A 12,471-nucleotide genomic window follows, 5' to 3' on the forward strand; every position below is an offset into this window, starting at 1 on the left:
CCACCTAGGCTTGGCCGATGAGAGGCTTGCCAGCGCTGGTCGTCGCCACTGCCCTGGTGTTGGGCGGCTGCACGTCATCGCCGTCGCCCTCACCCAGCAGCTCCGGCGTCGTGCGGAGTACGCCGACCGAAGTGGTCAGCGGGCTCGAGTCGCCGTGGTCGATGGTCTGGTGGCGTGGCGTGCCTCTGGTCAGCGAGCGCGACACGGGCCGCATCCTTGAACTGGGCTCAGACGGTTCGAAGCGGCCGATCGGAACAGTGGGCGGAGTCGTTCACGGCGGAGAAGGTGGCCTGCTCGGTCTGGCGGTCGACCCGGCTGATCAGCGGCTGTTCGTCTACTCCACCGGTGAGGGCGGCAACCGCGTGCAGTGGTACGACGTGACCGGGTCCGCAGGCGCGCTCCGCCTGGGCGACCCGGTGACGATCCTGTCGGAACTACCGTCCTCCGGAACGCACAACGGCGGCCGTTTGGCCTTCGGACCGGACGGCATGCTCTACGTCAGCGTCGGCGATGCCCAGCAGCGCGAACGGGCCCAGGATCGGGACTATCTGGGTGGCAAGATCCTGCGCATCACCGGCACCGGTGAGGTTCCGGCCGACAACCCGTTCCCGGGATCACCGGTGTGGAGTTACGGCCATCGCAACGTGCAGGGCATGGCCTGGGCAGCGGACGGCACGATGTACGCCTCGGAGTTCGGGCAGAACACCTGGGATGAGCTCAACGTGATCCGCAAGGGCGGCAACTACGGGTGGCCGGTGGTCGAAGGCCGCAGTGACGACGAGCGGTTCGTGAGTCCGGTGCAGCAATGGCCGACGGAGGAAGCCAGTCCCAGCGGGCTCACGATCGCTGGCGGGACCATCTACCTAGCCAACCTGCGCGGAGAGCGGCTACGCGCCGTACCTGTAGCCAATCCCACTCAATCCCAATCGATCTGGACCGGGCAATTCGGCCGGTTGCGGGACGTCGCGGCCGCTCCGGACGGGCGGCTCTGGGTGCTGACCAACAACACCGACGGCCGCGGCGAACCCCGCGAGGGTGATGACCGGATCCTGTCGACGCCGGTGAGTTGATCACTCGGCGGGAGCGGACCGCGACAGGCGCACCTCATCGAGATCCAGGCGCGCCTGCACCTGCCGCAACACGATGTCGTCGATCTGCCGCTCGTCACGCAACTGGATCAGCGTCTCGCGTTCGCGGGCCAGCAACGCCAGCCGCAGCGCGGTGTACTGGTCGTGGTGCTGGACCAGGGCGTCATCGCCGTCATCGGCCGCGGACAGCAGCCGGCGGCGTTTCTCCATCTCGTGTCGCACCCGGTCGATGACGTGCTGGTCGCTGCCGAGGTCGGCTGCGATCTCGTCGATCGCGTCGTACGCCGCGTCGGCAGTGGTGGTCTCGGCCAGCTTGCGCTCCTCTTCCACCGAGGTGTCCTCAGGCAGCCGGGCGACCCGCACGATGAGCGGCAGCAACAGCGCCTGCAGCAGCGTCAGCACGATCACCCCGCAGGTGATGACGATGATCAGGTCCCGCCCGGGGAACGGCTCGCCGGAATCAAGTCGCTCCGGGATGGCGAGGGCCACCGCCAGCGAGACCGCCCCGCGGAAGCCGGCCGTGGCCGTCACCATCCGCTGACGGGCGCCGACCCGCCGGGCCCGCTGGGAGGCGCGCCGGTCGAACAACCGGAGAACGTACGGCGTGGTGTAGGTCCACACCCACCGGGTCCCGATCACGACGCCAGCGACCAGGAGGATGTCGATGACAGCCCCTTCGTAGGACTCGCTGCGCAGGTTGCGGATCGCGGACTGGGCTTGCAGGCCGACCAGAACGAACAGCGCGCTGCTGAGCACGGTGGTGGCCAGGGACCAGAAGCCCATCATCTGCTGGCGGGCCGCCGCACTGGTGATGCGCGGTGAGCTCTGGCTGATCCACAGCCCACAGGTGACCACAGCCAGAACGCCTGAGGCGCCGATCAATTCGGCGAGCAGGAAGGCCGCGAACGGTGTCACCAGCACGGCGATGTTCTCCAGCGTCGGGTCGCTGATCCGTGCGCGGACGGTGCTGCTGAGCCAGCCGATGACCAGGCCGGCCAGGACGCCACCGACGTAGGACAGCGCGACCAGCCAGGTCACATGCGACGGGGCAAACGTCTCTTGCCCGACCGTGACACCGACGGCGACCGCGAAGATCACCAGCGCCGTGCCGTCGTTGACCAGACTCTCGGCCTTGAGCACCGTGACGGTGCGACGCGGCAGCGCCCGGGCCAGCACCCCGACGGCTGTGGCGTCCGTGGGCGCGACGGCCGCACCGAGCACCCACGCGGGACCCCACGGCAGACCGCGCAGGTGCGCGACCCAGGCGACGGCTCCGGCGGTCAGGACGACGAGCGCGGTGCTGAGCAGAGCGACCACCCGCAGGTTGGAGCGGATCTCGCGCAAGGAGGTGGTCAGGCTCTCCCAGTACAGCAGTGCGGGGAGGAAGACCAGCAGCACGACCTCGGGCGGCAGTTGCGCCTCGCGGAACCGCGGCACGAAGCCGATGACGATCCCGGCCAGCAACAGCAGGATGGCGGGGGCGACCGGATACCGCCGGGCCAGGGCACCAGACAGCAGCAGCGCGACGCCGAGAACGACGATCAACTCCAGACCGAACACGGGGCTCCTCTCGCCGCAATTGGGATAAGGCTGGCACGAGCGTCCAGGCCGCAGTCGCTTTGGCACACTGCAGGGGTGATGGACCGTATCGACACCGTCGTGGTGGGGGCAGGCGTCAGCGGCCTGACCACTGCCCGCCTGCTCACGGATGCGGGCCGACGTGTAGTCGTGCTCGAGGCCCGGGACCGGATCGGCGGCCGGCTGCACACGGCTCGCGCTGACGGCCGCATCACCGATCTGGGCGCGTCGTGGATCCACGGTATCGATGACGGTCCGGTCTGGGCGGCGACGCAGGCTCTGGGGATGCGGGCGGCCGAGTTCACCGTCGGCAGCTATCAGGCCGGTGGCCGGCCGATCGCCTACTACGGGCCTGACGGGGACCGGCTCAGCGATGAGCAGGCCGATGCGTTCATCCAAGATGTGAGGACCGTTGACGAGCGGCTGGGGGTCCTGCTTGCGTCGGTGGGCCCCGGATCGTCGTACGCCGATCTGGCCGAGCGCGCGCTCGGCGCCCTGGACTGGGCGCCGGAGCGAGCGGACCGGGTGCGGGAGTTCCTGCAACATCGCACCGAGGAGCAGTACGGCGTGTGGATCGCCGACATGGACGCACACGGTCTGGACGACGACCAGACCAACGGTGACGAGGTGGTCTTTCCGGACGGATACGACCAGCTGGCAACGGGACTGGCGACCGGGCTGGACATCCGGCTCGGACAGGTGGCCACCCGGATCGAGTGGTCAACCTCCGGCGCCCGGGTGATCACGGCAGACCTGAGTCTGGATGCACGGCACGTCGTGGTGACGGTCCCTGTCGGCGTTCTGCAGTCAGGAGCGCTGGCCATATCACCGCCCCTGCCTCCCGAGGTGACGGGCGCGCTGGCGAACCTGGCGATGAACGATTTCGAGAAGGTCTTCCTGCGGTTCGACGACCGTTTCTGGGACCAGGACGTGTACGCCGTACGACGGCAAGGTCCCGCGGCCCGCTGGTGGCACTCCTTCTACGACCTGACCCGGTTGCACGGAGAACCGACGCTGCTGACGTTCGCGGCCGGACCGTGCGCGCAGGCGGTGCGATCGTGGTCGGATGAACAGATCGCCGAGTCGGTGCTGGAGTCGCTGCGGGAGATCTACGGCGACGTCCCGTCGCCCCGGTACGTCGACGTAACCCGTTGGCGTGACGACGAATTCGCGCGCGGCTCGTACGCGTACCTACGGGTGGGCGGCTCCCCTGCCGACCACGACACGTTGGCCACCCCGATCGGGGACGGCGTGCTGCACCTGGCCGGCGAAGCTACCTGGACCGACGACCCGGCCACCGTGACAGCGGCGATGTGCTCGGGGCACCGAGCCGCCGCCAACCTCCTGGGCCGCACCCCGGCGTACAGCGACCTGTGGCGGCCCTGAGCCATTCCCAGGGGGGCTGCCACGGGCGGCCGGGCAGGCTTATCGTCGCGATAACGGAAGGTCGCTGACGACGTCGTGCGGCTCCGCCACCGTCGCCAGGAGTCGCTATGGGCCGCAGCTATCGTCAAGTGTCCGTCGTCGCGGTGCTCGCGGCGCTCGTCCTCTCGCTGCTGGCCGCGTTCCCACCGACGGCGCAGGCGTTGACCGGTAGCGCGATCAAGAGCGCTCAGACCGGGATGTGCCTCGACGTGGGCGGGGCTTCCCGGGCGACCGGTGCCGGGGTGATCATCTACCCATGCCACGGGGGTGCCAACCAGCGCTGGCACCTGACGTCTGCCGGAGACCTGCGCGTGTACGACGACGCGATGTGCCTGACCGCGACCGGCGCCAGCGGCAGTAGACCGGGAGTGGCCAACTGCAACGACAGCGCCGGCCAGAAGTGGTCCCGCGGCAGTAACTCCTCGATCATCAACCGGGCCACCGGCCTGTGCTTGGACGTGCGCGGCGCGGCCACCCGTTCGACGACACCGGTGATCGTCTACCGCTGCCACGGCGCCGCGAATCAATCGTGGAGCGGCGGCACCGTCGCGTGCAGCAACGCCGTGTGCGGCGCCACCGTCATCGCCACCGATCCGGACATCCCGTGGGGTCTGGTGACGCTGCCGGACGGCACGTTGCTCTACAGCCGACGGGACGCCCACCAGATCGTCCGGTTCTCCCCGGCGACCGGTAGTAAGACCGTCGTGGGCACCGTCCCGGGCGCGGTCAGCACCGGAGGTGAGGGCGGTGTCCTCGGCCTCGCGATCGCGTCAGACTTCGCACGGGATCCCTGGGTGTACGTGATGTTCACGTCAGCATCGGATAACCGCGTTGCGCGAATCCGTTTCTCAGGCAACACCTTGAGCACCTCATCGATGCAGACGTTGCTCACCGGGATCAAGCGCAACATCTACCACAATGGTGGCCGGCTGCGGTTCGGCCCGGACGGCATGCTCTACGTCTCTACGGGCGACGCCCTCGATGGGGCCAACGCGCAGCGGTTGACCGGTGCCGGCTCGCTCAACGGCAAGATCCTGCGTATGACCCGCACCGGTGGCATCCCTGCCGGCAATCCGTTCAACAACTACATCTGGAGCTACGGGCACCGCAATCCGCAGGGTCTTGCCTTCGACAGCCAGGGCCGGCTGTGGGAGCAGGAGTTCGGCAACAACGTGATGGACGAGACCAACCTGATCGTGCGGGGCGGCAACTACGGCTGGCCGCAGTGCGAGGGTACGACGGGTAGTTGCGGCGGTTCGTTGATCGCGCCGAAGCGGACGTACCCGACATCGGCGGGCTCCTGCAGTGGCCTGACGATCGTGGGGAACGCGATCTACGTCGCGTGTGCGCGCGGCGAACGGCTCTATCGCGGCGAGATCTCCGGGTCCTCGATGGTGAATGTCCAGCAGTACTTCGTGGGAACCTACGGTCGGCTGCGGACGGTAGAACGCGCTCCGGGCGGCGACCTGTGGTTGACCACCACCAACGACCGCGACAGCACGCCGAACAACAGCAGCGAGAAGCTTATTCGAGTTGACCTGCGCTAGCGCGCTGCTCCGGGAAGCCCGTGAGTTCTTCCCGCAGGCGTGGTTCGGTGCGATTCTCCGGGTGGACTCCGTACTTGTCGGCGTAGAAGGCGCGCACGAAATCCATGTCGGCGGCGACGTCGCCGGTGGGCGTGAAGGTCGGGCCCATGCCGAGGGTGCGGGTCGGCCCGTCGATGAATCCCAGGGTCACCGGCAGCCCGGTCTGCAACGAGATCCGCAGGAAGCCCGGTTTCCAGTACTCCCCTTTGCTGCGGGTGCCCTCCGCTGCGATCACCAGCAGGAACGAGTCGGAGCCCTTGGCCTCCGCCAGCAGCGCACGGATCGTGTCGCCGGGGTTGGCGCGATCCAGCGGGATGCCGCCGGTGCGCCGCAGGATCGCGCCAGCGGGACCGTTGAAATAACTGCTCTTGATGAGCACCTGCGGCCGGCGGGAGCTTGCCCAGGCGATCGCCAGCATCGCGGCCCAGTCCCAGGCTGAGGTATGCGGCGCCCCCACCATGATCCCGGTGTCCGGCATCTCGCCCACCAGGCGCCACCGGGTGGCTTTCAGCAGACCTCGGGTTACGGAACGACGGACCGGCATTGGACGACTCACGTCCTTGACTCTATCCACCGTCCTAGGCTGGAGCGATGGCGCAGAACAACGGTCGCGAACAACCGTGGGTCGACGACGCGGGCACCGACCACCGACTCATCATGCTGACCGAGAACCCCATCTCGACCGCGTTGGTCGGGCTGGCTGAGGTCATCGGTGTAGGGGCCGTCGTCGTCAGTGTCGACGAGGGCGGAGCGGGTACGGCGGCCGTCGAGTCCCTTTCCCCCTCACCTTCCGACGCGGTCGTGTTGTGCGACCACGATGCACCCGACGCCCCACGGGTGTTGCGCGACGCTCTGGCGGCCGGATGCGGGTACGTCGCGATGCTGGCCAGCCGTCAGCGCAGCGCGTCCGTACTCGACGAGTTGCGATCCGAGGGTGTAACCGAGGCCGACCTGGAGCGGCTGCACCTACCGGCCGGACTGAACATCGGCGGGAAAACCCCTGGAGCCATTGCACTTTCGATCCTGGCCGAGGTGGTGGCGACCTGGAACGACCGACCCGGCGGTCCGATGCGGGCAGGCAGCGCTCAGCCGACGGCGCCCAGCGAGCGCCAGTAACGGTTCAAGGCGTCGTTGACCTGGATGAACCAGACGATGTTGCCGATGAGCGGCAGGAACACCCACAGTCCGTAGATTGCGCTGACCGGTCTGCCCAAGCCGCGCTCCGCGCTGGCGTTACCGACCTCGTCCGGAGTCATGAAGTACAGGACGATCGGGAAGAAGATCGCTAGCACCAGAGCCAGACCCCCGCCCAACCCACGGCCGCCGCGCTGGGTCTTCAATTCATCGTGGACGCAGTACCAGTAGTACCAGGAGTAGAAACCCAGGGTCACGACCATCCACAGGAAGCACATTCCTGTCGAGCGGACCTTGCCCGCCACGAACGGTGGCCCCGGCTGGGCTGCCCAACCATAAGGACCAGGTTGCTGAGATGGCGGCGGTGGGTAGTTGGAGTACCCCGAGTAGTCGGTCATAGGGAGAAAACTACGTGATCGATCTTCGGGGACAATCCAGATTGTGAACCACGAACTGGCAGTACCTCAGGCCATACCGCTCGAGCCTCTCGAGGCTGACGACGTCGTCGAGGGCAGTCCCTTGGCGGGATCGGTAGCACTCACCACGCTCGGGGACAACGAAGTCGGCGTTTGGGAGATGACGCCCGGAGTCTGCACCGATGTCGAGACCGATGAGGTCTTCGTGGTGCTGTCCGGATCGGCCAGCGTGCGATTCGAGGACGGTACGACGCTTGAACTTCACCCGGGCTCAGTGGTTCGACTGTACGACGGCGAACACACCACCTGGACCGTCCGCGAGACCCTCCGCAAGATCTACCTGGCATAACAGCGGGCAACCCGCCGCCAGCCTGTGGTGGAGCATAGGGGATTCGAACCCCTGACCTCTTCCATGCCATGGAAGCGCGCTACCAACTGCGCCAATGCCCCGTGTAGGAGTGCCGCCGGTGTGCCCTGGCGACCGCCTTACCTTACTCAGCCGCAGCCGCTCGGACCAAATCGGCGCACGCGGGCATCACGCCGCCACCACCGCGCGCTCCTTCTTCCTGCGGGCGTATACCTGACGCCGCACCGAGGCCACCACCGTGCCGTCCTTCAGCGTCAGATCCGTCTCGAACCAACGCAGCACCTTCTCCCCCGAAGCCGCCGCCGCACGGATCTCCGCAACGGCCGCCGCGGGCATGTCGAAACGACCGAAAACCGTTGCGATACCTGGTGATCGGTAGTCGATGTGCGCCTGCGAGTCCCACACGTTGTATGCCGGCCCGAGCTGACCCATCAGCAGCATCGCGAAGAACGCATCGGACATGGCACCGATGGAGCCACCGAACGCCGTACCTTGCTGATTCTTGTTCCACCGGGTCAGCTTCAGCGCCACCGAGCAGGAGGACCAGTCCGGCTCGATCGACAGCACCCGGATGCCCGCGCCGAGCAGCGGCGGGTACAGGTTCAACCCGATCCGCAGCAGCCGCGGCGAGACCCGCGGCCGGGCGGAGTAGACACCCGCGGTGCTCACCGGGCCCCCGCGTTCCAGGTCTCGATGCGCCAGCCGTGCGCACCCTCGATCACCGAACCCCAATGGCAGTTGGACAGACCGCGGAAGGCCAGCCACGCCTGCTTCTGGGTCAGGCCGACCAGGGCCGCGGTCAGGGCGCGCCCACACATCCCGTGCGTCGCGATCACGGCGGTGCCGCCCTCGGGCAGCGTCGGCAGCAACTCCAACGCCGCCTCCTGGGCGCGCTGCATCACCTGGGTCAACGTCTCGCCGTCGCCGCCGCGGGGCAGGTCCTCGCCTGCTTCGACGCGGACCTGCAGATCGGCGTACTTCTCCTTGACGTCTGCCGCGGTCAGACCCGACCACGACCCGGCGTCGATCTCCCGGAAACGCTTGTCGTAGGCGATCGGCAGGTCCACCAGTTCCGCGAGCGCCTCGGCCGTCGCCGATGCCCGCGACAGGTCCGAGGACCAGATCGCGTCGATGTCGTAGGCGAGCAGCGCCCGGGCACCTGCCCGCGCCTGCTCCTGACCCAACTCGGACAGCGGTACGTCGAGTTGCCCCTGCCAGCGCCCCTCGGCGTTGTACGTCGTCTGCCCGTGCCGCCAGATGATCAGCCGCCGGTTCGATGATGACGTCATGCCGAAAGGTCGATCGTCGGACAGTCCCGCCACAACCGGTCGAGCGCGTAGAACTCTCGCTCCTCCTCGTGCTGCACATGCACCACGATGTCGCCGAAGTCCAGCAGGACCCAGCGATCGTCGCGTTGTCCCTCGCGGCGGATCGGTTTGACGCCCAGCTCGTGCATCCGCTCGATGATGCCGTCGACGATGGCCGAGACCTGGCGCTCGTTGTCGGCCGCGGCCACGACGAACACGTCTGTCAGCGCCAACTGGTCGCTGACGTCGATCGCGATGACACTGCTGGCCACCTTCTCATCGGCGGCGGCTGCTGCGGCCTTGGCCAGATCGATGGCGCGCTGCGTTGCGGCCACTACCCCTCCTGCTGTTGCACGGTGTGGATCAGATGTCGGCGACGGGGTCGGTGTCCCCGGGCCGGTACAGCGAGTGTTTGGCGATGTACTGCACGACGCCGTCCGGCACGAGGTACCAGACGGGGTGTCCGTAGCGGACCCGTTCGCGCACCCCGGTGGAGCTGATCGCCATTGCGGGCACTTCTTTCAACACGACACGGTCGGCGGGCAGGCCGGATCCGGTCAGCTCGTACCCGGGGCGGGTGACACCGATGAACTGCGCCAGGTCCCACAACTGGTCGACGCCCTTCCAGGACACGATCTGCGCCAGCGCGTCCGCGCCGGTGATGAAGAACAGTTCCGCGTCGGGTCGCTGCTCGCGCAGGTCGGTGAGGGTGTCCAGGGTGTACGTCGGTCCAGGCCGATCGATGTCCACCCGGCTGACCGTGAAGCGCGGGTTGGAGGCCGTTGCGATCACGGTCATGAGGTATCGGTGCTCGGCGGGCGCCACCTCGCGCTCGCTCTTCTGCCACGGCTGGCCGGTGGGGACGAACACCACTTCATCGAGGTCCAGGAGCGACTGGACCTCGCTGGCCGCGACCAGGTGACCGTGATGGATGGGGTCGAACGTCCCACCCATCACCCCGAGACGCAGGGTCAGTGCCCTTGCCTGTTGTGGTCCTGCGGAATGCCCTTGCCCACGGTGCGGCGGAAGAACCACAGCACCCCGAGGAGGGCTGCGAAGAACAGGAGCCCGAGGACGCCGTACGCCCAGTGCGGCATCGGCAGTTCGTTCTCTTCGAGTTTGGGCACGGCCTGAGCCAGCGAAACCAGGGACGATGACATGGCCACATCGTATCGGTGACCCGTCACGTACGCGTGGCGCCCGGCATTCGACGTTCTGTAAGCTCCGGCCGCTACTCTTGCGAGCATCATGAGTTCGATGTTCCTGACTGTGGTCGTCCCCGTGTACAACGAGGAAGACGTCCTCCCGCTCCTGGTCGATCGGCTCCGGCCGGTGCTCGATGGACTGGGCCGTACGTATGAGGTCCTGACCGTCGACGACGGCTCCACGGACACCAGTGCCGCCATCCTCGAGCGACTGCGCCGGCAGTGGCCGCAGCTGCGCATTGTTCGATTGCGGGCGAACGCCGGGCACCAGGCTGCGATCTCGGCGGGCCTGGAGCGGGCCCGGGGTGAATGGGTCGTGACGATCGATGCCGACCTGCAGGATCCGCCGGAAACAATCGCCGAGATGATCGACGCTGCGCTGAACCAACACGTGGACGTGGTGTACGGCGTACGTACCGATCGCAGCACCGACTCACCGTTCAAGCGCCACACGGCGGGCCTCTTCTACCGGCTCATGCGGCGGATCTCAGGGGTCGAGGCCCCGTTGGACGCAGGTGACTTCCGGTTGATGTCCCGCGCCACCGTCGATGCGGTGAACACGCTGCCGGAGGCCAACCGGGTGCTGCGCCTGGTCGTGCCCACCCTGGGTTTCCCCGCCACCGAAGTCGGTTACCGCCGCGAGCATCGCGCCGCCGGCGACTCGAAATATCCCCTGTCCAAGATGCTGAAGCTCAGCCTGGATTCGGTCACCGGTTTCTCCATGGCGCCGCTGCGACTGGCGACCTGGTTCGGGATCGGCGGCTTCGTGCTGGCGATGGCCCTGCTGGTCTGGGCGATCATCGGCAAGATCATGGGTGACAACGCACCCGGATGGACCTCCTCTGTCGTGGTGGTCTCGTTGTTCGCCGGAGCGCAGCTGCTGTGCCTGGGCATCCTCGGGGAGTACGTCGGCCGGGTGTATCTCCAGCAACAAGGACGCCCCTCGTACTACATCGGCTACGACTCGTTGAGCTCGGAGTTGCACAAGGGCACGCCGGCCGCAGACACCGCCGACCTACCACTGCCCGAGCACGTCGAACTGCCGATCACCCAGGAGATCCTTCAGGACCGGATCTGACCGTCTCCCTCCAGCACCCACTTGGTGCTGGTGAGCTCCGGCAGGGCCATCGGACCGCGGGCGTGCAGCTTCTGGGTGGAGATGCCGATCTCGGCGCCCATCCCGAACTGGCCGCCGTCGGTGAAGGCTGACGAGGCGTTCACGGCGACAACCGCTGCATCCACCCGAGCGACGAACCGCCTTGCCGCCGCACGGTTTTCGGTGACAATGACCTCGGTGTGCCGGCTGCCGTTGGCGTTGATGTGTTCGATGGCGGCGTCGGCCGAATCCACGACTCCGACAGCGATCTCCGCGTCGAGGTATTCGGTGCGCCAGTCCTCATCCGTCGCCGGCTCATACCCGACACCGGTGTCACGAGCCACGACCCCGGCGCGCTCGTCCAGGTGCAGGCGCACCTCGCGGCCGGCGAAGTCACCGAGGATCGTGGGCAGAAAAGTGGCCGCCACATCGCAATGCACCAGCAGCGTTTCGGCCGCGTTGCAGACGCTGGTGCGCCGCAGCTTGGAGTTGATGACGATCTCGCGGGCCATGACCAGGTCGGCGGCGGAGTCCACGTAGACGTGCACGTTGCCGATCCCGGTCTCGATCACCGGCACGGTCGCGCCCAGCACGACCGTCTGAATCAGACCGGCGCCACCCCGCGGGATCACCAGGTCGACCAGACCACGCGCGGTGATCAATGAGGTCACGTCCTCGCGGCCACCGTCGAGCAGTTGGACGCTGTCCGCGGGCAATCCGTGGGCGGCCAACGCCGACCGCAGCGCCGCCACGATCACCGCGTTGGACTGCGCCGCTGCCGAACCGCCGCGCAGGATCATCGCGTTGCCGCTCTTGACGCCCAGCGCCGCAGCGTCGGCGGTGACGTTGGGCCGCGACTCGTAGATCATCCCGATGACGCCCATCGGCACGCGGACCTGGCGGATCTGCAGACCGTTGGGCAGCGTCGAACCCCGCAGCACCTCACCGGCGGGGTCCGGCAGCGCGATCACCTCGCGCACCGCCCCCGCGATCTGCGCGATCCGCTCAGGGGTCAGGCGCAACCGGTCCTGCAGACCGGCATTCATCCCCTCGGCGCGGCCGCGCTCGAGGTCGGCAGCGTTCGCCGCGACGATCTCCTCGGTGTGGACCACCAGCGCCTGCGCCATCGCCTCCAGCGCCGCGTCCTTGTCCGCCCGGGTGGCGAGCGCCAGGTCCGCCGCCGCGGTCTGGGCGCGCCGCGCCACCTCGTGCACGCGGCGTACCGACTCCTGCTGGGCGTCCGCGGGCGCCTCAGTCACCAATGTCATG

The 12,471-nt window shown here is 67.8% G+C and carries 15 protein-coding genes and 1 tRNA gene; 6 read left to right on the plus strand and 10 right to left on the minus strand.

Features of this window, described 5'->3' with window-relative positions; translation table 11 throughout:
- Positions 1–17: 17 nt before the first annotated feature.
- Positions 18–1,070 (plus strand): PQQ-dependent sugar dehydrogenase, encoded by a 1,053-nt coding sequence (locus tag AZH51_RS14445; protein ID WP_291525480.1) that lies wholly within the window; start codon positions 18–20, stop codon positions 1,068–1,070.
- Here the strand turns inward: AZH51_RS14445 and AZH51_RS14450 are convergent, their stop codons facing one another.
- Entirely contained in the window at positions 1,071–2,648 is a 1,578-nt protein-coding gene (locus AZH51_RS14450; RefSeq protein WP_291525481.1) for a Na+/H+ antiporter, read from the minus strand.
- Between the two features lie 78 nt (positions 2,649–2,726).
- Between AZH51_RS14450 and AZH51_RS14455 the strand changes: the two genes are divergently transcribed.
- The gene (locus AZH51_RS14455; protein ID WP_291525585.1) at positions 2,727–4,052 is read left to right on the plus strand and encodes an NAD(P)/FAD-dependent oxidoreductase; all 1,326 of its coding nucleotides are present in this window, start codon (positions 2,727–2,729) and stop codon (positions 4,050–4,052) included.
- 107 nt (positions 4,053–4,159) lie between these two features.
- Complete coding sequence (locus AZH51_RS14460) at positions 4,160–5,638, plus strand: PQQ-dependent sugar dehydrogenase (RefSeq protein WP_291525483.1); 1,479 nt, start codon at positions 4,160–4,162, stop codon at positions 5,636–5,638.
- Here AZH51_RS14460 and AZH51_RS14465 read toward each other — a convergent pair.
- Positions 5,616–6,233 (minus strand): 1-acyl-sn-glycerol-3-phosphate acyltransferase, encoded by a 618-nt coding sequence (locus tag AZH51_RS14465; RefSeq protein ID WP_291525485.1) that lies wholly within the window; start codon positions 6,231–6,233, stop codon positions 5,616–5,618. The two genes, AZH51_RS14460 and AZH51_RS14465, sit on opposite strands and share 23 nt — an antisense overlap.
- Positions 6,234–6,268: 35 nt before the next feature.
- Here AZH51_RS14465 and AZH51_RS14470 point away from each other — a divergent pair, with 35 nt between their 5' ends.
- Positions 6,269–6,793, plus strand: a complete 525-nt coding sequence (locus AZH51_RS14470) for an XdhC family protein (protein ID WP_291525486.1) — start codon at positions 6,269–6,271, stop codon at positions 6,791–6,793.
- On the opposite strand, the gene AZH51_RS14475 is transcribed toward AZH51_RS14470, so the two are convergent.
- Positions 6,763–7,209: a DUF4234 domain-containing protein gene (locus AZH51_RS14475; protein ID WP_291525488.1), complete on the minus strand. Its 447-nt coding sequence runs from the start codon at positions 7,207–7,209 to the stop codon at positions 6,763–6,765. The genes AZH51_RS14470 and AZH51_RS14475 overlap by 31 nt on opposite strands.
- A 43-nt stretch (positions 7,210–7,252) precedes the next feature.
- Here AZH51_RS14475 and AZH51_RS14480 point away from each other — a divergent pair, with 43 nt between their 5' ends.
- Complete coding sequence (locus AZH51_RS14480) at positions 7,253–7,576, plus strand: cupin domain-containing protein (protein WP_291525490.1); 324 nt, start codon at positions 7,253–7,255, stop codon at positions 7,574–7,576.
- Positions 7,577–7,601: 25 nt separating this feature from the next.
- Here the strand turns inward: AZH51_RS14480 and AZH51_RS14485 are convergent.
- The 6 genes from AZH51_RS14485 to AZH51_RS14510 all read right to left on the minus strand — a co-directional run bounded on the left by AZH51_RS14485 (position 7,602) and on the right by AZH51_RS14510 (position 10,061).
- Positions 7,602–7,677 (minus strand) — tRNA-Ala (locus AZH51_RS14485).
- Positions 7,678–7,762: 85 nt separating this feature from the next.
- Positions 7,763–8,263: a DUF4442 domain-containing protein gene (locus AZH51_RS14490; protein ID WP_291525492.1), complete on the minus strand. Its 501-nt coding sequence runs from the start codon at positions 8,261–8,263 to the stop codon at positions 7,763–7,765.
- Positions 8,260–8,883: a histidine phosphatase family protein gene (locus AZH51_RS14495; RefSeq protein WP_291525494.1), complete on the minus strand. Its 624-nt coding sequence runs from the start codon at positions 8,881–8,883 to the stop codon at positions 8,260–8,262. Before AZH51_RS14495 ends, AZH51_RS14490 begins: the two co-directional genes overlap by 4 nt.
- Positions 8,880–9,236, minus strand: a complete 357-nt coding sequence (rsfS, locus tag AZH51_RS14500) for a ribosome silencing factor (RefSeq protein ID WP_291525496.1) — start codon at positions 9,234–9,236, stop codon at positions 8,880–8,882. The genes AZH51_RS14495 and rsfS overlap by 4 nt, the downstream gene beginning before the upstream one ends.
- Positions 9,237–9,264: 28 nt before the next feature.
- Positions 9,265–9,870, minus strand: coding sequence for a nicotinate-nucleotide adenylyltransferase (gene nadD / locus AZH51_RS14505; RefSeq protein ID WP_291525587.1), 606 nt, complete (start codon positions 9,868–9,870; stop codon positions 9,265–9,267).
- Positions 9,871–9,872: 2 nt separating this feature from the next.
- The gene (locus AZH51_RS14510; protein ID WP_291525497.1) at positions 9,873–10,061 is read right to left on the minus strand and encodes a hypothetical protein; all 189 of its coding nucleotides are present in this window, start codon (positions 10,059–10,061) and stop codon (positions 9,873–9,875) included.
- 88 nt (positions 10,062–10,149) lie between these two features.
- Between AZH51_RS14510 and AZH51_RS14515 the strand changes: the two genes are divergently transcribed.
- A complete protein-coding gene (locus AZH51_RS14515; RefSeq protein WP_291525499.1) occupies positions 10,150–11,184 on the plus strand; it encodes a glycosyltransferase family 2 protein in 1,035 nt (344 codons plus the stop codon).
- On the opposite strand, the gene AZH51_RS14520 is transcribed toward AZH51_RS14515, so the two are convergent.
- Positions 11,169–12,470 (minus strand): glutamate-5-semialdehyde dehydrogenase, encoded by a 1,302-nt coding sequence (locus tag AZH51_RS14520; protein WP_291525500.1) that lies wholly within the window; start codon positions 12,468–12,470, stop codon positions 11,169–11,171. The genes AZH51_RS14515 and AZH51_RS14520 overlap by 16 nt on opposite strands.
- Position 12,471: the final 1 nt, after the last annotated feature.

Source organism: Branchiibius sp. NY16-3462-2 (assembly GCF_001594145.1).
In the GTDB taxonomy this organism is placed as follows: domain Bacteria; phylum Actinomycetota; class Actinomycetes; order Actinomycetales; family Dermatophilaceae; genus Branchiibius.

Coding starts and splice junctions, on each gene's coding strand:
- AZH51_RS14445 (WP_291525480.1), top strand. CDS start 18: ATGAGAGGCTTGCCAGCGCTGGTCGTCGCCACTGCCCTGGTGTTGGGC.
- AZH51_RS14455 (WP_291525585.1), top strand. CDS start 2,727: ATGGACCGTATCGACACCGTCGTGGTGGGGGCAGGCGTCAGCGGCCTG.
- AZH51_RS14460 (WP_291525483.1), top strand. CDS start 4,160: ATGGGCCGCAGCTATCGTCAAGTGTCCGTCGTCGCGGTGCTCGCGGCG.
- AZH51_RS14470 (WP_291525486.1), top strand. CDS start 6,269: ATGGCGCAGAACAACGGTCGCGAACAACCGTGGGTCGACGACGCGGGC.
- AZH51_RS14475 (WP_291525488.1), bottom strand. CDS start 7,209: ATGACCGACTACTCGGGGTACTCCAACTACCCACCGCCGCCATCTCAG.
- AZH51_RS14495 (WP_291525494.1), bottom strand. CDS start 8,883: ATGACGTCATCATCGAACCGGCGGCTGATCATCTGGCGGCACGGGCAG.
- AZH51_RS14510 (WP_291525497.1), bottom strand. CDS start 10,061: ATGTCATCGTCCCTGGTTTCGCTGGCTCAGGCCGTGCCCAAACTCGAA.
- AZH51_RS14515 (WP_291525499.1), top strand. CDS start 10,150: ATGAGTTCGATGTTCCTGACTGTGGTCGTCCCCGTGTACAACGAGGAA.
- AZH51_RS14520 (WP_291525500.1), bottom strand. CDS start 12,470: ATGACATTGGTGACTGAGGCGCCCGCGGACGCCCAGCAGGAGTCGGTA.